20 protein-coding genes and 1 tRNA gene are annotated in these 20,312 nt (G+C 69.2%); 11 read left to right on the forward strand and 10 right to left on the reverse strand.

All coding sequences use genetic code 11. The annotated features are described in order from the left end of the window. Positions 1–26: 26 nt before the first annotated feature. The 4 genes from gcvP (at position 27) to QTI68_RS22380 (ending at position 5,239) form a co-directional block, all read left to right on the forward strand. Positions 27–2,936 (forward strand): aminomethyl-transferring glycine dehydrogenase, encoded by a 2,910-nt coding sequence (gcvP, locus tag QTI68_RS22365; RefSeq protein WP_286524595.1) that lies wholly within the window; start codon positions 27–29, stop codon positions 2,934–2,936. A 137-nt stretch (positions 2,937–3,073) separates the two neighbouring features. After that, positions 3,074–3,496 (forward strand): YciI family protein, encoded by a 423-nt coding sequence (locus QTI68_RS22370; protein WP_286524596.1) that lies wholly within the window; start codon positions 3,074–3,076, stop codon positions 3,494–3,496. A gap of 22 nt (positions 3,497–3,518) precedes the next feature. After that, entirely contained in the window at positions 3,519–3,950 is a 432-nt protein-coding gene (locus tag QTI68_RS22375) for a YciI family protein (RefSeq protein ID WP_286524597.1), read from the forward strand. 11 nt (positions 3,951–3,961) lie between these two features. After that, the gene (locus tag QTI68_RS22380; protein WP_286524599.1) at positions 3,962–5,239 is read left to right on the forward strand and encodes an RNA polymerase sigma factor; all 1,278 of its coding nucleotides are present in this window, start codon (positions 3,962–3,964) and stop codon (positions 5,237–5,239) included. A 4-nt stretch (positions 5,240–5,243) separates the two neighbouring features. Here the strand turns inward: QTI68_RS22380 and QTI68_RS22385 are convergent, their stop codons facing one another. Next, complete coding sequence (locus tag QTI68_RS22385) at positions 5,244–6,131, reverse strand: DUF3014 domain-containing protein (protein ID WP_286524603.1); 888 nt, start codon at positions 6,129–6,131, stop codon at positions 5,244–5,246. 99 nt (positions 6,132–6,230) lie between these two features. Between QTI68_RS22385 and QTI68_RS22390 the strand changes: the two genes are divergently transcribed. Beyond that, a complete protein-coding gene (locus tag QTI68_RS22390; protein WP_286524605.1) occupies positions 6,231–6,860 on the forward strand; it encodes a flavin reductase family protein in 630 nt (209 codons plus the stop codon). A gap of 12 nt (positions 6,861–6,872) precedes the next feature. Here the strand turns inward: QTI68_RS22390 and QTI68_RS22395 are convergent, their stop codons facing one another. Continuing rightward, positions 6,873–7,982 carry a DUF2855 family protein gene (locus QTI68_RS22395; protein ID WP_286524607.1) on the reverse strand — a complete coding sequence of 370 codons (1,110 nt, stop codon included), beginning with the start codon at positions 7,980–7,982 and terminating at the stop codon, positions 6,873–6,875. 42 nt (positions 7,983–8,024) lie between these two features. On the opposite strand from QTI68_RS22395, the gene QTI68_RS22400 reads away from it, so the two are divergent. Continuing rightward, the gene (locus QTI68_RS22400; RefSeq protein ID WP_286524610.1) at positions 8,025–8,702 is read left to right on the forward strand and encodes a TetR/AcrR family transcriptional regulator; all 678 of its coding nucleotides are present in this window, start codon (positions 8,025–8,027) and stop codon (positions 8,700–8,702) included. Between the two features lie 112 nt (positions 8,703–8,814). Here QTI68_RS22400 and QTI68_RS22405 read toward each other — a convergent pair. The 5 genes from QTI68_RS22405 to QTI68_RS22425 all read right to left on the reverse strand — a co-directional run bounded on the left by QTI68_RS22405 (position 8,815) and on the right by QTI68_RS22425 (position 13,900). Next, positions 8,815–8,890: transfer RNA gene (locus QTI68_RS22405), tRNA-Gly, on the reverse strand. 11 nt (positions 8,891–8,901) lie between these two features. Further along, positions 8,902–10,218 carry an ABC transporter ATP-binding protein gene (locus tag QTI68_RS22410; RefSeq protein ID WP_286524613.1) on the reverse strand — a complete coding sequence of 439 codons (1,317 nt, stop codon included), beginning with the start codon at positions 10,216–10,218 and terminating at the stop codon, positions 8,902–8,904. A gap of 23 nt (positions 10,219–10,241) precedes the next feature. Next, entirely contained in the window at positions 10,242–11,969 is a 1,728-nt protein-coding gene (locus QTI68_RS22415) for an ABC transporter permease (protein ID WP_286524615.1), read from the reverse strand. A 117-nt stretch (positions 11,970–12,086) separates the two neighbouring features. Beyond that, on the reverse strand, positions 12,087–12,683 hold the full coding sequence (locus QTI68_RS22420) for a carboxymuconolactone decarboxylase family protein (RefSeq protein WP_286524618.1): 597 nt from the start codon (positions 12,681–12,683) through the stop codon (positions 12,087–12,089). 11 nt (positions 12,684–12,694) lie between these two features. Then, on the reverse strand, positions 12,695–13,900 hold the full coding sequence (locus tag QTI68_RS22425; RefSeq protein ID WP_286524621.1) for a YbfB/YjiJ family MFS transporter: 1,206 nt from the start codon (positions 13,898–13,900) through the stop codon (positions 12,695–12,697). A gap of 66 nt (positions 13,901–13,966) precedes the next feature. Between QTI68_RS22425 and QTI68_RS22430 the strand changes: the two genes are divergently transcribed. Continuing rightward, positions 13,967–14,830, forward strand: coding sequence for a LysR family transcriptional regulator (locus QTI68_RS22430; RefSeq protein ID WP_286524623.1), 864 nt, complete (start codon positions 13,967–13,969; stop codon positions 14,828–14,830). Positions 14,831–14,840: 10 nt separating this feature from the next. Here QTI68_RS22430 and QTI68_RS22435 read toward each other — a convergent pair whose 3' ends face one another. Further along, on the reverse strand, positions 14,841–15,518 hold the full coding sequence (locus QTI68_RS22435; protein WP_286524625.1) for a DsbA family oxidoreductase: 678 nt from the start codon (positions 15,516–15,518) through the stop codon (positions 14,841–14,843). 31 nt (positions 15,519–15,549) lie between these two features. Further along, on the reverse strand, positions 15,550–16,524 hold the full coding sequence (locus QTI68_RS22440; protein WP_286524627.1) for a LysR family transcriptional regulator: 975 nt from the start codon (positions 16,522–16,524) through the stop codon (positions 15,550–15,552). Positions 16,525–16,673: 149 nt separating this feature from the next. Between QTI68_RS22440 and QTI68_RS22445 the strand changes: the two genes are divergently transcribed. The 4 genes from QTI68_RS22445 to uraH (QTI68_RS22460) are packed head-to-tail and all read left to right on the forward strand — an operon-like array spanning position 16,674 to position 19,427. Beyond that, positions 16,674–18,008, forward strand: coding sequence for an MFS transporter (locus QTI68_RS22445; protein WP_286524629.1), 1,335 nt, complete (start codon positions 16,674–16,676; stop codon positions 18,006–18,008). A gap of 8 nt (positions 18,009–18,016) precedes the next feature. After that, positions 18,017–18,541 (forward strand): 2-oxo-4-hydroxy-4-carboxy-5-ureidoimidazoline decarboxylase, encoded by a 525-nt coding sequence (uraD, locus tag QTI68_RS22450; protein WP_286524631.1) that lies wholly within the window; start codon positions 18,017–18,019, stop codon positions 18,539–18,541. A 16-nt stretch (positions 18,542–18,557) separates the two neighbouring features. Then, positions 18,558–19,046: a hydroxyisourate hydrolase gene (gene uraH, locus QTI68_RS22455; RefSeq protein WP_286524633.1), complete on the forward strand. Its 489-nt coding sequence runs from the start codon at positions 18,558–18,560 to the stop codon at positions 19,044–19,046. Positions 19,047–19,073: 27 nt separating this feature from the next. Then, a complete protein-coding gene (gene uraH / locus QTI68_RS22460) occupies positions 19,074–19,427 on the forward strand; it encodes a hydroxyisourate hydrolase (protein WP_286524634.1) in 354 nt (117 codons plus the stop codon). Positions 19,428–19,453: 26 nt separating this feature from the next. Here the strand turns inward: uraH (QTI68_RS22460) and QTI68_RS22465 are convergent, their stop codons facing one another. Next, a complete protein-coding gene (locus QTI68_RS22465) occupies positions 19,454–20,278 on the reverse strand; it encodes an IclR family transcriptional regulator domain-containing protein (protein ID WP_286524635.1) in 825 nt (274 codons plus the stop codon). Between the last annotated feature and the right edge of the window lie 34 nt (positions 20,279–20,312).

Raw genomic sequence — 20,312 nt, forward strand, 5'->3', positions numbered from 1 at the left:
CACACGCCCCACCACCCGAGCCCTCCATGCCGACGCCCGTGCCTTTCCATCCCTCGCTGCGCGAACTGCAGAACGCCGAAGAATTCATCGCCCGCCACATCGGCATCGAGGCCGAAGACGAACCGGCGATGCTCGCGGCCATCGGCTCGACCACGCGCGCCGAACTGATCGACGGCATCGTGCCCCCGGCGATCCGCCGCAGCCGGCCGATGCGGCTGCCGGCGCCGATCACCGAGGCCGACGCGCTGGCCGAACTCAAGGCTATCGCGGCGAAGAACAAGGTGGCGAAGAGCTTCATCGGCCAGGGCTACTACGGCACCCACACGCCGGGCGTGATCCTGCGCAACGTGCTCGAGAACCCGGCCTGGTACACCGCCTACACGCCCTACCAGGCCGAGATCTCCCAGGGCCGCATGGAGGCGCTGGTTAATTTCCAGACCATGGTCTGCGACCTGACGGGCATGGCGATCGCCAACGCCTCGATGCTCGACGAGGCCACCGCCGCGGCCGAGGCGATGACGCTGGCCCGGCGCAGCGTCAAGAGCAAGAGCAACGTGTTCCTGGTCTCGGGCGACTGCCATCCTCAGACCATCGAGGTGCTCCGCACCCGGGCGGCGCCGCTCGGCATCGTGGTCAAGGTCAGCACCGCCACCGAGCCGCTGCCGCTGCTGATGGCCAGCGGCGGCTTCTTCGGCGCCCTGGCGCAATACCCCTCCACCACCGGCCACGTGCACGACCTGCGTCCGCTGGCCGGCCACGCCCACCAGTGCCAGGCGGCCTTCTGCGTTGCCGCCGACCTGCTGGCCCTGACCCTGCTGGCGCCGCCCGGCGATTGGGACGCCGACATCGTCTGCGGCACCACCCAGCGCTTCGGCATGCCGATGTGCAACGGCGGCCCGCATGCGGCCTACCTGGCCTGCCGCGACGAGTTCAAGCGCTCGCTGCCCGGCCGGCTGGTCGGCGTCAGCGTCGACGCCCACGGCCAGCCGGCCTATCGGCTCGCGCTGCAGACGCGCGAGCAGCACATCCGGCGCGAGAAGGCGACCTCGAACATCTGCACCGCGCAGGTGCTGCCGGCGGTGGTCGCCAGCATGTACGCGGTCTACCATGGGCCCGAAGGCCTGCGCCGCATCGCGCAGCGCGTGGGCCTGCTGACGGCGGTGCTGGCGCAGGGCCTGGAGCAGATGGGCCGCGAACTGGTCAACGACACCGCCTTCGATTCGCTCACCATCCACACCGGCGAGGACACCCAGGCCATCCACGAACGCGCCGAGGCGGCGGGCGTCAACCTGCGCCATCGCCTGCAGCAGCATCTGGGCCTGTCACTCGACGAGACCACCACGCGCGCCGACGTCGAGATGCTGTGGGGTCTGTTCGCGACCGAAGGCACGCGCGGACCCGACTTCGACGCCATCGCCGCCACGGTGCGCATCCGCATCCCCGAGGACCTGCGCCGCACCAGCGACTTCCTGGCGCATCCGGTGTTCAACACCCACAAGAGCGAGACCGCGATGCTGCGCTACATCCGCAGCCTGAGCGACAAGGACCTGGCGCTCGACCGCAGCATGATCCCGCTCGGCAGCTGCACCATGAAGCTCAACGCGACCAGCGAGATGATCCCGATCACCTGGCGCGAGTTCGCGAACATCCATCCGTTCGCGCCGGCCGACCAGTTGCTGGGCTATGCCCAGCTCGATGCCCAGCTGCGCGCCTGGCTCTGCGAGGCGACCGGCTATGCGGGCATCAGCCTGCAGCCCAACGCCGGATCGCAGGGCGAGTACGCGGGCCTGCTCGCGATCAAGGCCTTCCACGAGGCCCGGGGCGAAGCGCACCGCAATGTCTGCCTGATCCCGTCTTCCGCCCACGGCACCAATCCGGCCAGCGCCCACATGGTGGGCATGAAGGTGGTGGTGACCGGCTGCGACGCCGAAGGCAATGTCGACATCGACGACCTGGCGCGCGCCTGCGAGCAGCATCGCGACACGCTGGCCGCCGTGATGATCACCTACCCCAGCACCCACGGCGTCTTCGAGACCCGCGTCAAGGAGCTCTGCGAGATCGTGCACGCGCACGGCGGCCGGGTCTATGTCGACGGCGCCAACATGAATGCGCTGGTCGGCGTGGCGGCGCCGGGCGAGTTCGGCGGCGACGTGAGCCACCTGAACCTGCACAAGACCTTCTGCATCCCGCACGGCGGCGGCGGGCCGGGTGTCGGCCCGGTCTGCGTGGTCGAGGACCTGGTGCCCTACCTGCCGGGCCATGCGACCGGCGGACTGGCGTCCAACGGCGCGGTCGGCGCGGTGTCGGCGGCGCCGCTGGGCAATGCCGCGGTGCTGCCGATCAGCTGGATGTATTGCCGCATGATGGGCGCCAAGGGCCTGCAGGCCGCGACCGAGACCGCGATCCTTAGCGCCAACTACATCAGCGCCCGGCTCAAGGACCACTTCCCGACCCTCTACGCGAGCCCCAATGGCCACGTGGCGCACGAGTGCATCCTCGACCTGCGTCCGCTCAAGGACGCCAGCGGCGTCAGCGCCGAGGATGTCGCCAAGCGGCTGATCGACTACGGCTTCCATGCGCCGACCTTGAGCTTCCCTGTGCCCGGCACGCTGATGGTCGAGCCGACCGAAAGCGAACCGCTGGCCGAGCTCGACCGCTTCATCGACGCCATGATCGCGATCCGGGGCGAGATCCGCCGCATCGAGGAAGGCATCTGGCCGAAGGAGGACAACCCGCTGCGCAACGCCCCGCACACCGCGGCCAGCCTGCTCGGCAGCGAATGGACGCGTCCCTACTCACGGGAGCTCGGCGCCTTCCCGCTGGCCAGCCTCCGGCAGACCAAGTACTGGCCGCCGATCGGGCGGGTCGACAACGTCTACGGCGATCGCAACCTGTTCTGCAGCTGCGTGCCGGTGGACGCCTACGCCAACGGCTGAGGCGAGATACATATTTTTTCAATCGACGGCCCGCGGGGCTGTCGATTTCGCCTCCGCTGCTTCGACGTCCTGGAGAGCCCGGCAGCGCGCGGTCGATTCCCGACCGCCGCCGGCCTCGCAACCGAAGGAGCAAGGACATGCGATTCATGGTGATCGTCAAGGCCAGCAAGGAATCCGAAGCCGGCGTGATGCCGAGCCAGCAGTTGCTGACCGACATGGGCAACTACAACGAGGCGCTGGTCAAGGCCGGCGTGCTGCTCGCCGGCGAAGGCCTGCACCCGAGCTCGAAGGGGGCGCGCATGCGCTTCTCCGGCAAGGAGCGCACCGTCATCGACGGCCCCTTCAGCGAGACCAAGGAGCTGATCGCCGGCTTCTGGCTCTGGCAGGTGCGCTCGAAAGAGGAAGCGCTCGAATGGCTGCGCCGAGCCCCCTTCGACGACGGCGCCGAACTCGAGCTGCGCCAGGTGTTCGAGATGGACGATTTCGGCGCCGAGTTGACGCCCGAGCTGCGCGAGCAGGAAAAGCGGGTGTTCGACGCGGCCCGCTCGAAGCGGCCTTGAACGGACCGAAGGAGGCACGACCATGAAGTTCATGATCATCCGCAAGGCCGACGCCGAGACCGAGGCCGGCGCCATGCCCACCGCACAGCTGGTCAGCGACATGATGGCCTACAACAAGGCGATGATCGATGCCGGCGTGATGCTCGACGGCATGGGCCTCAAGCCCAGTGCCAGCGGCGGCGCCCGCATCCAGTTCGCAGGCGGCAAGCCGACAGTGGTCGACGGGCCTTTCGCGGAGACCAAGGAACTGGTCGCGGGCTTCACCCTGATCCAGGTCGGATCGCGCGAGGAAGCGCTCGAATGGGTCAAGCGCTGGCCGCCGATCGACGGCCACGGCAAGGTCGCGCTGGAGCTGCGCCAGGTCTACGAGGCGGAAGACTTCGGTGCCGAGTTCGCGCCCGAGATCCGCGAGCAGGAAGCGCATCTGCGCGAACGCGCCGCGGCCCGCGATTGAGACGACGACGCATGGATGCGACCGAGACGCACCGAACGATCAACGCCGTCTGGCGCATCGAGTCGGCCCGCATCATCGGCGCGCTGGCGCGCCGGGTGCGCGACCTCGGCCTGGCCGAGGAACTGGCGCAGGACGCGCTGCTCGCGGCCCTCGAGCAATGGCCGCGCGAAGGCATCCCCGAGAATCCCGCCGCCTGGCTGACGGCGGCCGCCAAGCACCGCGCGATCGACCTCCTGCGCAAGCGCACGCTGCACGCCCACAAGGAAGGCGAGATCGCCCGCGAGATCGATGCCCGGCACGCCATCGCCGCCTCTGACTTCGCCGACGCGGTCGACGCCGCCCTCGACGACCAGGTCGGCGACGACCTGCTGCGGCTGGTCTTCACGGCCTGCCATCCGGTGCTGTCGCCGGAAGCCCGGGTCGCCCTGACCCTGCGGCTGCTGGGCGGGCTCACCACCGACGAGATCGCGCGCTCCTTCCTGGTGCCCGAGGCCACGATCGCACAGCGCATCGTGCGCGCCAAGCGGACGCTGGCCGCCGCGCGCGTGCCCTTCGAGGCGCCGCGCGGGCACGAGCTCGGCGCCCGCCTGTCCTCGGTGCTCGAAGTCATCTACCTGGTGTTCAACGAAGGCTACGCCGCCACCGCCGGCGAGGACTGGATGCGGCCCGCGCTGTGCGACGAAGCCTTGCGCCTGGGGCGCATCCTGGCCGAACTGATGCCCGACGCGCCGGAGGTGCATGGCCTGGTCGCGCTGATGGAGATCCAGGCCTCGCGGGCCGCCGCGCGGGTCGATGCCGATGGCGAACCGGTGCTGCTGCTGGCGCAGAACCGCGCCCGCTGGGATCGGCTGCTGATCGGTCGTGGCCTGGCGGCGCTGGCACGGGCGGAGCAGCTCGGCGGCGCGCTCGGCCCCTACGCCCTGCAGGCCGCCATCGCCGCCTGCCACGCCCGTGCGCAGGAGGCAGCGCAGACCGACTGGCCCCGCATCGCGGCGCTCTACGAGGCATTGGCGCAGCTCGCGCCGTCGCCGATCGTCGAACTGAACCGGGCGGTCGCGCTGTCGATGGCCTTCGGTCCGGCGGTCGGGCTCGAGCACGTCGACGCGCTGCGATCGGCGCCGCAGCTGCAGGGCTACCACCTGCTGCCGAGCGTGCGCGGCGACCTGCTGGCCAGGCTGGGCCGGCATGCCGAGGCCTGCGAGGAGTTCAAGCGGGCCGCCGAACTCACGCGCAACGCGCGCGAGCGCAAGCTGCTGCTGGCGCGCGCGCAGAGCGCCGCAGGCGGCTGAAGCGCTACTTCTTCGCCACCGCCCCGGTCGCGACCTGGGCCCGCAGTTCCTTCAGCTTGGCCTTCATGCGGCGCTCGTTGACCGGACCCATGCGCACCAGCATCTTCTGGCCGGCCGAGAGCGACTCGAGCTTCGGATCGACGAATTCGTAGCTGACCCAGGGCTGCCCGCCCGCCATCTCGCCCTTCACTTCGGTCAGCTTCACCTGCACCGGGCCCTGGGGTTCCGGGGCCTGCAGCAGGTGGTCGATCACGGCGACGAGGCGGTCGTTGAAGTAGCGGTTCGGGTAACCCAGCTCTTCGTAGGCCTGCTGGAACAGCGGATAGAGCCGGGCATAGAGCGCCGCCGCCCGGGCGCTGTCGACCGATTCGGCGAACAGCACGAACGGCGTGTAGCGGCTGGCGTTGTCGATCCCGATGGTCTTGACCTCGCCGTTGCCCTGGACCTCGAAGGCCTTGGGCGCGCGCTGGGTCGGCCACATGCGCGACGAGGCCTGTGCGCGCGGCAGGTTGTCGACGGTGGCGACGAAGTGGCGCACAAAGCCGCTGGTGTCGAGGAAGGAGGCCACCGCCTTCTTGCCCAGCAGCTCGTTGAGCGCCGCAGCGACGCGGCCGTCGGCGTCGTTCAGGGCCGGCAGTGCCGCATCGGGCTGGGCCAGGGCATCGACCAGGTTCTGCGGGCCGGTCGCGACCGGGGCCGGGGCCGGCGCATCGGCGGGCCGGTCGGGCGGGGGCGGCGCGCTGGCGGCAGGCGGTGCCGGCGGCGGCTCCTTCTGCAGGGACCATCGCCACCAACCGAAGGCAGCGGCGAGAATCACCACCACGACGACGACCAAGGTCCAGACCGAGGACTCGCGCGCTGGCCTGAAATCTGCTGGGTCCCTTTCGGGCATGTTCGAATCCTCCTTTGAATCACGGGCGTTGCATGCGGTCCATTGGAAACCACGCCGGCGCCTCGTGCCGTAACGCCCTGTGACCGTCAAGGAATCCGAATGGACATCGACTTTTCCGCTCTCACCGAATACCAGCGCTACAAGCTCATGGCGAGCCTGATCGTGCCACGCCCGATCGCCCTGGTCACCACCCTCGGCCCCGACGGCGTCGTCAACGCCGCGCCCTTCAGCATGTTCAACATGCTCGGCGAGGAGCCGCCGATCGTGATGATCAGCGTCAACCGGCTGCAGGACAACGCGCTCAAGGACACGGCCGCCAACATCGTGCGCACCGGCGAGTTCGTGGTCCACCTGGCCGACGAGGACATCGCCGAGCAGATGCACCGCTGCGGCGACCGCCATCCGCCGCACGTGAGCGAGCTCGATGTGGTCGGCTTCACGCCGCTGCCGAGCCGGGCCGTGAAGCCACCGCGCATCGCCGAGGCGCCGGTCGCGTTCGAGTGCACGCTCTGGGAGACGCTGGAGACCGAGAGCCGGCAGATCTTCATCGGCCAGGTGCGCTGGATGCACGCGCGCGACGAGCTGATCGACACCGACGCCTGGCGCGTGCGGCTGCAGCACTACTTTCCGGTCGGCCGCTTCGGGGCCAGCTTCTACGTGAAGACGCGCGAGCGCTACTCGCTGGCGGCGCAGGAACAGACGCGCAGCACGCAGATCGACGAGATGTAGGCGAGCCGTGCCTCAGCGCAGCCGCACCACGTGCGCAGTGCGCGGGTCGACGCGGCCCCCGTGCAGGTCGGCGATCACCTGCTGCGCGGCCTCGAAGCCCTGGCCCTGGGCCAGCGTCATCCAGCGATTGCCCGGCCGGCTCAGCTCGGCGATGAAGCGGCCCTGCGCCTCGTTGAAGCGCCGGTTCACTTCCTGGGGGCCCCAGTCGGCGTTGCGCTTGCGGATCTGCACCGGCGCGAAGTAGAGCAAGGGTTTCGGGCCCGGCAATGGCGACTCGGCCAGGAAGGCGGTCTTCTGCGCCGAGCCCGCATAGCAGTCGTAGACCAGGGCCGCACCGAAATGGTGGTGGACCGTGGCGCGCAGGTCGTCGTCGCCGGCGAAGTCGACATACAGCGTCGGCACCTCGGCGGGCAGCCGCACCACGCTGTCATAGGACATGACCTGGTCGTAGCAGCCGAGGTTCTCGACGAAGCCGCGGTTGCGCGGCGAGGTCAGCGCGACCAGGCTGCGCCCTTCGCGCCGGGCCAGACAGAAGGCCGTGCCGTAGGCGGTCTTGCTCGAGGCGCTGGACACGACCACCTGCCGGGCGCCGAAGAAGGCGTTGTCCTCGAGAAAATCCGCCAGCATGAACGAGGTGATGAACAGCGGACGCACCAGCATCTGGTAGTCCTCGAGCGCCGGGTCGTAGCCGGCATCGTGGCTGCAGCGCATGTACTGGTTGTAGGCGGAGACCAGGTCGCTGCGGTGCGGCGCGCCGTCGTAGAAACCGCGCTCGGTCACCCGCACCGGCGACATGCGCAGGTGGCTGGCGATCGGGAAGTAGCCGTAGAAGCGTTCGCCGACCGCGACGCCTTCGACCGTCGAGGCCACCACGTCGGCGAAGCCCCAGGCCGGCATGTGGCCCCAGGCCTCGTCGCCGGTCGGAAAGAACGACCAGTACTTCATCATGGCGTCGCCGAAGGCCGCATAGGTGATGTTGTTGGTGGTGAGCGCGAAGCGGTCGATGCGCAGCAGCACCTCGCCGGGCGCCAGCGTGCCGGCGTCCGGCGCGCTGCGCAGGCGGGTGGTGCCGAGCGCGTCCTTGCGGGTTTCGAGACGGGTTAAAGTGAAAGCGTCGTTCATGTGTGGCCTCAGGTGATTCGGGGCCGATCCCCTTGCCGAAAAATGTATCGCCCTCCATCCAGCCGCGGGTTCGGAAAACAGGCGCCGGCCGCCGCACCTCGCTCCAAGCCGCTGAAACGCCCGACCCAGGCCCGCGGCAAGTTCACCGTGCAGGCCATCTACGACGCCTTTGTTCGGATTTGGGAGGCCGAGGGCTGGGATGGCGTGACGACCCGCGCCGTCGCCCTCGAAACCGGCATCGCGGTCGGCACGCTGTACGACTACTTCCCGGACAAGGAGGCGCTGCTGTCGGGCTACGTGCGCCACTGTGTCGAAGCCCTGCTGCGGCGGCTCGACGTCGATGTCGTCGCGCCGCCCGCGGCCGCACTGGCTGCGCGCGAGCGCATCGCGCGGCTGGTGCGCATCACTTGCGACAGCCGGCTCGACGGCCTGCCGGCCTTCGATCACGGCATGCTGCTGCTCGAACACCGCGTGGCCGAGCCCAAGCACCACCGGCGCGTGTACGACGAACTGGCGACCCGCTGGCTGCAGGCCTTCGCCGCCTGCGGGTTGCCCGATCCGCCCACGGACGCGACCGTCCACGCCCTCCTGACCGCCGCCTGGGGCGGGCGGCGCTATCGCCTTCTGCGGGGCTTGGGCAGCGGCACGCCGGACGATGCGGCGTGGGTCGCCGAGATGGATGAGATCGCGTGGCGCAGCGTGGCCGCGCAGCGGGGCTGACGTTCGCCAGACGAAAAAAAGCCACCCGTCGGGTGGCTTCCTGCATCGAACAAACCGGTTGAACCGGCTGTGATGCTTCGCATTTCCAAAATTCTCAAAATTCTCAAAAATCTGGAGCGGGAGAAGAGTCTCGAACTCTCGACCTCAACCTTGGCAAGGTTGCGCTCTACCAACTGAGCTACTCCCGCGAAGCCTTCGATTATAGAGCATTTTTTTCCTGTTCTTCACCAGCCGGCAAATGAATTTGTCCGGTACGCAGATCGAACTCGAACACTTCGCCGTAGCGGCCCCATTCGATCGCGGTCCGCAGCACCCGTTCGGCGGTCGCGCGGTCCAGGCTTTCTTCCAGCAGATCGAGGAAAGGCTCCTGCGGCAATTCGCCCGCGGGCGCCTGCTCCAGGCTGTGGCGGATGTGCGCTGCGAGCGGCACGTGCGCCAGCAGCTGCTGGCCCAGCAGCTGCTGGCGCAGCGTGTGCGCACCCGCGACGTAGTGGCGCCCCAGCTCGGTCAAGTGCAGGTCGGCATCCGCCAGTTGCGCGAAACCCAGCAGCGCCAGCGCCTGCGCCAGCGGCAGCAGGTCGTGGTCGGTGAGCTCGGCCTCTTCGGCCAGCTGCGGCAGGTCGGCCCGGCCTTCGCGGCCGTCTTCCACCAGCATCTCGAGCAGGGCTTCCATGCGGCCGATGTCGGCATCGGGCAGCCGGTCGCCCAGGTGCATGCGCACCGGCTCCTCGGTCGCGCGGCCAGCCACCGGCGCACTGGCCGTCATCAGCGCGTAGGCCTCGTCGATCAGCGCCCTCACTTCGAGGCTGTCGACGTCGCGCGGCCGTGCCAGCCGGATCGGCAGCTCGGCCCGCACGCGGCCCGGGTCGGCGGCGAAGATCAGCACCCGATCGGCCATCAGCACCGCTTCCTCGATGTTGTGGGAGACGATCAGCATCGCCTTGGTCGGCATCGCGCCGCCGCCCCACAAGCGCAGGATGTCGTCGCGCAGGCGCTCGCCCGTGAGCACGTCGAGGGCCGAGAAGGCCTCGTCCATGAGCAGCACCTCGGGCTCGATCACCAGCGCCCGCGCGATGCCCACCCGCTGGCGCATGCCGCCCGACAACTCGCGCGGCAAGGCGCCCTCGAAACCTGCGAGGCCGATGAGCTCGATCGCCGCATTGGCGCGCCGGGCGCGCTCGGCCGGTTCGACGCCGCGCGCCTCGAGCCCGAGTTCGACGTTCTGCTGCACCGTGAGCCAGGGAAAGAGCGCGAACGACTGGAACACCATCGCGATGCCGCGCGCCGGCCCGTAGAGCGGCTGGCCACGGTAGCGCACGCTGCCGGCATCGGCGCCGATCAGGCCCGCGAGGATCCGCAGCAGGGTCGACTTGCCCGAGCCCGACTGGCCCAGCAGCGCCACGATCTCGCCTTCGGCCAGGCGGAAGTCGACGCCTTCGAGCACCGAGCGCGCGGCGCCGTCGGCCGAGCGAAAGGACTTGCCCACGCCCTTGAGTTCAACGATGGCTTCGGCCATGGGCCCTCCTCGCGCGTTGGTCATCAGAAATGCATCCGGTTCTCGGCCAATTCATAGAGCCGGCGCCAGACGAAGTGGTTCATGCCCATGACGAACACGCACATCACGCCGATGCCCAGCGCGATGCGCGGGAAGTCGCCGATGGCCGTCATGTGGGCGATGTAGCTGCCCAGGCCCGCCGCCTGCAGCGTGGTGTCGCCCCAGGTGACGTACTCGGCCACGATGCTGGCGTTCCAGGAGCCGCCGCTGGCCGTGATGGCGCCGGTGACGAAGCTCGGGAACACCGCCGGCAGCAGGTAGCGCCGCCATTTGAGCCAACCCGTGAGCCCGAGGTTGCTGGCCGCATAGCGCAGCTCGGTCGGCACGGTGGAGGCGCCCGCGATCACGTTGAACAGCAGGTACCACTGCGTGCCCAGCACCATCAGCGGCGCCAGCCAGATGTTGGGGTTCAGCTGCCAGCGCACGATGAACAGCACCGCCACCGGGAACATCAGGTTGGCCGGGAAGGCGGCCATGAACTGCGCCACGCCCTGCAGCCGTCCGGCCCAGCGCGGATTCATGCCGATCCAGATGCCGATCGGCACCCACACCAGCGCCGCCAGCGCGATCAGCACCACCACCCGGATCATGGTGTAGAGCCCGAGCACGAAGACGTGGGCCACCTCGGACCATCCGACCTCGGCGTGGATGAAGCGCACCAGCCAGACCACGGCGAGCAGCACCGCAGCGGCCAGCACCGCGTCCCAGGCACGGCCGACGGCCGGGTTCGGTGTGCTCGGCCGGGCCTTGATCGAGGTGCCGTCGTGGTCGCGCCGGAACAGCAGCAGCGAGCGCTCGAGCAGCCGCGCCGCGGCGGCCATGCCTTGGCGGATGCGTTCGGTGCGCCGCAGCCAGGTCAGCAGCCAGGAGCGCGGCGCGTCTTCGCTGCTGCCCTCCTCGAAACGGAACTTGTCGGCCCAGGCGATCAGTGGCCGGAAGAAGAGCTGGTCGTAGAGCGTGATCCCGATCAGCATGCCGCCGATGGCCCAGCCGATGGCGCCGAGGTCGCGGGCCTGGATCGCCATCGCGATGTAGGAGCCCACGCCCGGCAGCATGATGCTCTGGTTGGACACCGAGATCGCCTCCGAGGCGACCACGAAGAACCAGCCGCCCGACATCGACATCATCATGTTCCACAGCAAGCCGGGCATCGCGAACGGGAGCTCGAGCCGCCAGAAGCGGTGCCAGGCCGAGAGCTGGAACACCGAGGCGGCCTCGCGCAGCTCGGACGGCACGGTGCGCAGCGACTGGTAGAGGCTGAAGGCCATGTTCCAGGCCTGCGAGGTGAAGATGGCGAAGATCGCCGCGCACTCGACCCCCAGCAGGTTGCCCGGGAACAGCGCGATGAAGCCGGTCACCGTGATCGACAGGAAGCCGAGGATCGGGATCGACTGCAGGATGTCGAGCATCGGCACCAGCACCTTCTCGGCCGCGCGGTAGCGGGTCGCGAGCACCGCGAAGGCGCAGCTGAACACCAGCGAGGCCCCGAGCGCCAGGAACATGCGCAGCGTGGTGCGCAGCAGGTAGTACGGCAGCTGCCACGGGTCGAGGCTGATCGGCAGCGGCTGGCCGAGCTCGTAGGGCCGTGCCATCTGGGCGCCGCCGTAGGCCAGGGCGAACAGCGTGGCCAGCACCAGTGGCAGCAGCGCCCAGTCCCAGCGGTTGCCGCCGGACGCGACGGCCTGGCGCGGAAAAAAGCGTTTGTCGAGCATGAGCGGAAGCGGAATGGGTTCGGTTCACGGACCCGGTCCGCGCGCGGCGCCATTGTGCCTTCGCCAACGGACGCCAGCCTGACCGCTCGCGCCCCGCCTCGCGGTGCAGCGGAAAAACTACAGCGGGAAGGCCTGCAGCCCCGGCTGGCCCTCGGCGCCCTGCACCGGCGTGTGGGCCGCGTTCATGATCCAGCAGACCATCGCGAAGTACCCGACCAGGGCCGACAGCTCGACCACTGCCGCCTTGCCGAAGCGGGCCTCGGCCGCTGCGTAGGTCGGCTCGCTGACGCCATGGTGCCGCAGCAGCTCCAGGGCGAAGTCGAGGGCCACCTGCTCGTCCTCGGCCAGCGGTGCCGCACGGCGACCCAGGCGAAGCGCCTCGACCGCGCCCGCATCGACCCCGGCCTTGACCGCCGCGCCCGCATGCAGCACCCATTCGAACTGGTTGCCGACATGGCGCGCGACCGCGCAGATCACCAGCTCGCGCACGCGCGCATCGAGCGCGCTGTCGAAGCGCAGGTACTCGCCCAGGCTGCCGATGCGCTCCATCAGCACCGGGCTTTGCAGCAAGGGAACGAAGGGGCCGAAAACGGCCTTGCGCGGCCCGTCGATCAGCGCTTGCGCGGCCGCGCGCTGGGCCTCGGTCATGGCTTCGGCGGCAGGCAGTGGCAGGCGCTCGGCCCAGGGTTCGGTGTGGCCTTGAGGGATGAGCATGCGGGGTCCTTTCAGTTCGGTAAGGGTCGGGCGCTGCGCGACGCGCGCAACAGCCATGCGGCGCTGGCCAGCAATGCGACGGCGCCCGTCGCCAGCGCGATGAAGAGGCCACCGAAGCCCGCTGCGCCGCCGCTCAGGGCGGAGGACAGCACCGGCCCGGCCATCTGGCCGATCGCGAAGGACGCCGTCATGCGGCCGAGCGCGCGCGCGGGATCGCCCGTGGCGCCGGCCCGCGCCGCCTGGATGCCGGCCATGGTGGCGACCATGAAGGTCCCGCCCACCAGCAGCGCGGCCGCGAGCACCGTGCCCGCGGACAGGTGCAGCACCGGCAGCAGGCAGCCCAGCGCCATCAGCAGGTGGCTGCCCGCCAGCACATGGCGGCGCGACAGGCCGGACAGCAGAGCGCCCGCCAGCAGCGTCGACAACGCGGCCGCGGCGCCGAAGACCGGCCAGGCGGCACCGAACACCGCGGGGTTGTCGACCACCGCCCGCGCCAGCACCGGCAGGAAAGTGGCCGGCAGGATGTAGCCGAAGCCGAGCATGCCGTAGCAGATGACCAGGTCCCATTGCGAATCGCCCGGCGCTGCGCTCGCGGGTCCGGTGCCCGGCGCAGCGGCCGCCACGGCCACGGGGCCGGCCTCGCGCGGCATCAGCGCCGCCACGATGATCGATCCGACCAGTGCCAGCAGGCCGAGATGCAGCCAGAGGCGATCGGGTGCAATGTCGGCCGCGCCGGCACGCCAGCAGTACAGCCCCGCCAGCGCGATGCCGGCCCCGACACCCGCATAGACCATGCCGGCGCCGTTCGGCCGGCCCAGGCGCGCCAGCCACGACAGGCACCAGACGCTGGTGCTCACCAGTGCCCAGGCGCTGGCGACGCCGGCGATGCCGCGAAGCAGCAGCCAGGCCGCGAGCGAATCGACCAGCCCCATCGCCGCCGTCGACCCGACGATCACGACCAGCGACAGCAGGCCCGTGCGTTGCGGCGACAGCGGCAGCCGCGCCGCCGTGAGCGCACCCAGCAGGTAGCCCGCATAGTTGGCCGCCGCCAGCCAGCCACCGGCGCCGACGTCGGCGCTGCCGGCGCGGATCATCAGCGGCAGCATCGGGGTGAAGGCGAAGCGGCCGATGCCCATCGCGATCGCCAGCGCCAGCAGGCCGGCGCCGCAGACTGCGAACAAGGAGGGCCGGCCGAGGGCGATGGAAGGGTTCGACATGGCTCCAGATTGGACGCAAAATCGCCTCATCCGACAAATGAATTATTCTGAACATTCATTCTTGTTATGAGAACCATCGACCTCGACTCCCTGGAGATCTTCCGCACCGTCGTGGCCGAGGGCGGCGTGATCCGCGCCGCCGACAAGCTCAACCGCGTGCAGTCCAACGTCACGACCCGCATCCAGCAGCTGGAGGAGCGCCTGGGGCAGAAACTGTTCCATCGACAGGGCCGCTCGCTCGCGCTGGCACCGGCCGGCCACAAGCTGCTGCCCTATGCCGAGCGCCTGCTGCGCCTGGCCGACGAGGCCGAAAGCGAATTGCGCAGCGATCTCCCCTTCGGCACCTTCAGGCTCGGCTCGCTCGAAAGCACGGCGGGCAGCCGGCTGGCGCCGGTGCTGTCACGCTTCCACAGGCTCTATCCGGGGGTGGTGGTCGAGCTGGCGACCGGCACCACGGGCGCATTGCTCAAGCGGGTCAGGGCCTTCGAGCTGGAGGCCGCGTTCGTGTCGGAGCCCTTTGCCGCGCCGGAGCTCGAATCGATGCCCGTGTTCGACGAGGAGCTGGTGCTCATCACGGCGCGCAGCGTGGCCGCCGTGAACCGTGCCGGCGACCTGGCCGATGCGACCTTGATCGCCTTCGCGCCGGGCTGCTCGTACCGCCGCCTGCTCGAGCAATGGCTGGTCAAGGGCGGCGTCTCGGCCTCGCGTTCGCTGGAGTTTTCTTCCTACCAGGCGATGATCGCCTGCGTCGCCGCAGGCACCGGCTTCGCGATCGTGCCGGTGTCGGTGCTGAAGGCGCTGCGCGCCACCGCCGACGTCCGTCAGCACCCGCTGCCGGAGCGCATCCGCGGCAACCGCACGCACCTGGTCTGGCAGGGCACGCCATCGGTGGCGCTGGCCCGGCTCATCGAGATGCTGCAGAAGCCCTGACGCCGGGGCCTCAGGCTTCGGCCGTGCGGGCCGGCTCGGCGCCCGCGATCTGCCGCAGCGCGCGCTCGAACACTTCGACCGGCTGGCCGCCGGAGATCAGGTGCTTGTTGTCGATGATGATCGCCGGCACCGAATGGATGCCCGCATCGGTGTAGAGGCGCTCGCGCTCGCGGGTCTCGGCGGCGTATTCGTCGCTCGCCAGGATGGCCCGTGCACGCGCCGGATCGAGGCCCGATTCGGTGGCCAGGCGCACCAGCACCTCGGGGTCCGACGGATTCTCGCCATCGGTATGGCAGGCCTTGAGCAGCGCCTTCTTGAGCGCCGCCTGCTTGGCCAGGTCTTCGAGCTCGGCCCAATGCAGCAGCCGATGGGCATCGAAGGTGTTGTAGATGCGCGGGCGCCCGCCCTCGCTGAAGGCAAAGCCGACGTCGGCGCCGCGGGCCCGGATCGCGGCGCGGGCCTGGGCCTGCTGCTCGCGGTTCGAGCCGTACTTCTGGTTCAGGTGCTCGAAGGTGTCCTGGCCCTCGGGTGGCATCTGCGGGTTCAGCTCGAAAGGCTGGAAGCGCAGTTCGGCGGTCACTTCGGGGGCGACGTTGCGCAGCGCGGCTTCGAGCGCGCCAAGCCCGACGGCGCACCAGGGGCACGAAACGTCGGACACGAAATCGATGTGGAGTCGGGTGGTAGGCATGCTTGCGATGATGGGGCCGGCAGCGCTTTTTTCAAGCGCCGGGCGACCGATTCCCCTGCCCGCGTTGCGGCATCGCCGGTGCGACCAGCTCGCGCCCGAACTGCGCCACCAGGCCGCGCAGCCAGCGATGGGCCGCCGAATGGTGGACCCGGTCGTGCCACAGCTGGTAGAAGCGCATGCGCGGGAAGCCCGCCGGCGCTTCGAGCAGCGCCAGCGGCAACAGCCGCGCGTGGTATTCGGCGAAGTGCCGCGCGGTGGTGAACAACAGCCGCGTGCTGGCCGCGATCGACGGCGCCAGTCCGAAGTAAGGCACCTGCACGCGGGCGTCGCGCCCGAGGCGGCGCTCGCCGAGGTAGGTCTCGACCACGCCGCGCTGCGCCATCGCATAGGGCACCGGCACCACATGCCCTGCCGCCAGGTAGTCGGCCTCGCTGACCTGCGTGGCGCCCTGTGCCAGCGGATGGTCGCGGGCCATCAGGCAGACCAGTTCGTCCTCCAGCAGCAGCGAGATGTGCAGGTGCTCGGGCGGCGACGGCCAGTTGCCGATCACGAGGTCGAGTTCGTCGTCGCCCAGCGCGCGCTCGAAGTCGAAGGTGGGCCCAAGCGCGCGCAATTCGATGCGGCAGCGCGGCGCCTCGGCGCCCACGTGCTGCGCCAGCCGCGCGATCCATGAGGGCGCGATGTAGTCCGGCGAGGCGATCCGGAAACGCTGCTCGGCGTCGGACGGCACGAAGGCTTCGGGCTCGACCAGCAAGGCCTCCAGTTCGCCAAGCGCGCGCCGCGCCTGCACGGCGAGGCCGGCGGCGCGGGCGGTCGGCACCATCGCGGTGCCGTCGCGCACCAGCAGGGCGTCGCCGAAGATCTCGCGCAGGCGCTTGAGCGAGCCGCTCACGGCGGGCTGCGTCTGGCGCAGTCGGGCGGCGGCACGCGACACGCTGCGCTCCTCCACCACCGTGGCGAGCACGCGCAGCAGATGGCCGTCGAGCAGATCGACGCCGCGTTGCATGGTGTTTTCCCTTAGTCCCGGTCTATCGATATGTCCGATGCAGTCTATAGCGATTCGCATGCCGGCACGGTATCGACAGTCCGGGGGTGCGCTGGCCCAATCCATGGACGCATTCGACGCCCCACCCGCATCCCGTCAAGGAGTTGTTCATGGCCACCCTGGAAGTTCCGCAACATGCCGTGCCCACCGCGCCGGCCAACGCGCTCGACGCGGCCTACAGCCGCATCACCTGGCGCATCATTCCGTTCATCTTCGCGCTCTGGGTCCTGGCCTGGGTCGACCGCGTCAACGTCGGCTTCGTCAAGCTCACCATGCTCGACGAACTGGGCTGGAGCGAAGCGGTCTACGGGCTGGGCGCCGGCATCTTCTTCCTTGGCTACTTCTTCTTCGAAGTGCCGTCGAACCTGCTGCTGCAAAGGATCGGCGCCAAGAAGACCATCATGCGCATCACCATCGGATGGGGCATCGTCTGCGTCGCCACGATGTTCGTGAAGACGCCGGCGATGTTCTATTTCCTGCGCTTCCTCATGGGCGTGTTCGAGGCCGGCTTCTATCCCGGCATCATCCTGTACCTCACCTACTGGTATCCGAGCGAGCGGCGCGCCAAGGCCTTCGGCATCTTCATGTCGGCCTCGGCCATTGCCGGCGTCATCGGCGGGCCGCTGGCCGGCAGCATCATGAACAACCTGCACGGCCTCAACGGCTGGTCGGGCTGGCAATGGGTGTTCCTGATCGAAGGCATCCCGTCTGTCCTCGCCGGCTTCGTGACCTGGTTCTACCTGACCGACCGGCCCGAGCAGGCCCACTGGCTCACGGCCGAGCAGCGCCGCCTCGTGCACGAAGACATGGCACGCGACAACAAGGCGCTCGGCCATCGCGAAGAGAGCCTGATCGCCTCGCTGAAGGACCGCCGCATGTGGCTGCTGATCCTGATCTTCTTCTGCATCATCGCGGCCAATTCGTCGCTGACCTTCTTCGGCCCCTCCGTGGTCAAGGAAGTGGGCTTCACCAACCCGGCGACGGTGGGCTGGATCATGGCCGCCTCGTACCTCTGCGGCGCCGTCGGCATGATCTGCAACGGCCTGCATTCCGATCGGCAGCAGGAAAGCCGGCTGCACTGCGCCTTCGCGGCGGCACTCGGCGCTGTCGGCCTCGCGCTCACGGCGCTCTTCATGAAGCAGAGCCCGATGATCGCGCTGGCCGCGCAGACGCTGGCGATCGTCGGCACCATGAGCGCGATCCCGGTGTTCTGGCAACTGCCGGGCCGCTTCCTCGCCGGTGCGGCCGCGGCGGGCGGCGTGGCACTGATCAATTCGATCGCCAACCTCGCCGGCTTCGGCGCCCCTTCGATGCTGGGCGCCATCAAGACGTCGACCGGGCTGCTCTCGCCGGGGCTCTACATCGTGGCGGCGGTCGAGGTCTGTGCCGCGATCCTGATCATCGCCTTCGTGCCGCGCTTTGCGAAGAAGGCGGTGGCCCGATGAGCGCGGTCATGCATACCGCCGAAGCGCTCCCGCTGACGCTGTCGGACATCAACCAGCTCGACCGCGTGCGCTTCGTCGCCGCACTGGGCGGGGTGTTCGAGCACTCGCCCTGGGTCGCGACCCAGGCCTGGGCCGAGCGGCCGTTCGCGAGCATCGACGATCTGCATCGCGCGATGATCGGCGTGGTGCGCGCGACGTCCCGCGAGGTGCGCATCGACTTCCTGCGCATGCACCCGGAGCTGGCCGGCAAGGAGGCCCAGGCCGGCACCATGACCGGCCACTCGACCGCCGAGCAGGCCGGCCTCAATGCCCTGACCCGCAACGAGTTGCAGACGCTTCGGCGGCTCAACGCGGGATACGCCGCGAAGCACGGCTTCCCTTTCATCATCGCGGTGCTCAAGAACACGCGCTCGCAGATCTTCGAAGCGCTGCGCACGCGCACCGAGCGCGACACCGACACCGAGCTCGATGCCGCCATCGAGCAGATCTCGATCATCACGCGCCTGCGCCTGGGCAGGCTGCTGGCCCATTGAACGGAGCAACCGCGCCATGACCTCGCCCACCCTCACCCGCCGCGCCTTCCTGCCCGCAGGTCTCGCACTCGGCAGCCTTGCGGCCGGCGCTGCGACAGCACAGAACGCGCCGACCGCGCTGACGACCGCGCCGGTGTCGCAGATCGACCTGAGCCCGCGCCTCACGATGCATGCGATCGACACGCACAACGGTTCGCCGGGTGCCGGCATGAAGGTGCAGCTCTCCAAGTACGAAGGCGACGACTTGCACGTACTGCGCCGCGTCGAGACCAACAAGGGCGGCCGCACCGACGAGCCCCTGCTGCTCGATGCGACCTACCAGCCCGGACGCTACGAGCTGCTGCTGCAGTTTGAGGACTACTTCGCCGCACGCGGCACGCCGCTGCCGAAGCCGAACTTCCTTTCGCAGGTGCCGGTGCGCTTCCGGATCACGAACCCGACGGAGCGCATCCACCTCGCGATCCTGTTCACCCCCTGGGGCTACTCGTACTACCGCGGCAGCTGATCCGCCGATCGACAAGGAGACAAGCACATGGCAGGCATTTCCACGCATGTCCTGAACAGCGGCACGGGCCGCCCCGGCGCCGGCATGCGCATCGATTTCTCGGTGCGCGACGGCGACGGCTGGAAGCTGGTGAAGACCCTCACCACCAACGCCGACGGCCGCACCGATCAGCCCGTGCTCGCGCCCGACGCGGCGCGCACCGGACAGTACGAGCTGCTCTTTCACGTCGGCGACTTCTTCCGACGCCAGCCTGGCGCCGGGAACGACATGCCCTTTCTCGACACCGTGCCGGTGCGCTTTGCGATCTTCGACACGCAGCAGCACTATCACGTGCCGATGCTGTGCACGCCGTGGAGCTGCTCGACGTATCGGGGCAGCTGAAGCCGCTGTTGGCAAAGCCGCTGGCTTCACGCATCGCGAAGAGGGAGAGCGACCCGGAGTCTGCGGCCAATGCCCTCCGCCGCGGTGCGGAGCGAAGGCAGACAGGTAGCAACGATCTGATCCTCTTGCATGAGGGCTGGAACCCAGACAACGGCCAAAGCGGCCACCACGGCGTTCCTCTGGAAAATAGGCACGGCAAGTGCGCCAAACTGCTCTGGAGAGTGTGGGCTGAGATGACCCGCATACCGTGTGGCATAGCGCTGCTGGCGAACCTGGACGATCATGCGATCCAGTTCATCGGCGCGTAGGCCGGCGTGATCTTCTTCGGCGCGCGAGCGTGCCAATGCGCGCAGGATGCTCTCGCGCTCGTCGTCCGCGCAGAAGGCCAGATAGCAGCGACCCACGGAAGATCGCAACATGGCGGGCCGTGAACCCAGTACCCCGAAGTTGGCACTCAGGCCGTGGCCCTGGTACGGGCCGTCGATGCTCAGCATGGATCGGCCATCGCGCACGCACAGATCCGTAGGCCATGGAATCTGCCGCTGCAGGCGCGCACGATACGGCGCGGCCACGTCGGACAGTTTCCGATGCCATGCGATCCGGTGGGGAGATGCGGTCGCGTCTGGCCTGGCGGAGTAGCGTCCACTCCGCTCGTGCCGATGGATCCAGCCTTCCAGCTCGAGTGTCTTGAGCATGCGGCCCAGCGTTGCCTTCGACAGGCCGGTCTCGTGCAAAAGCTCCGTGAAGGTCGCAGCCGGCGACGCGATCACCGTCCGCAGCACAGCCAGGCCACGCTGCAATGCGGCGACCGTCTTGAGGCCGTTGTCGCTGTCTGGTTCGTCGAAGCGCATCGCGTGATTCTCACTCAGTGAGACAACATCTGGA

The sequence above is a fragment of the Variovorax sp. J31P207 genome (genome assembly GCF_030316965.1).
Lineage (GTDB): Bacteria > Pseudomonadota > Gammaproteobacteria > Burkholderiales > Burkholderiaceae_C > Variovorax > Variovorax ginsengisoli_B.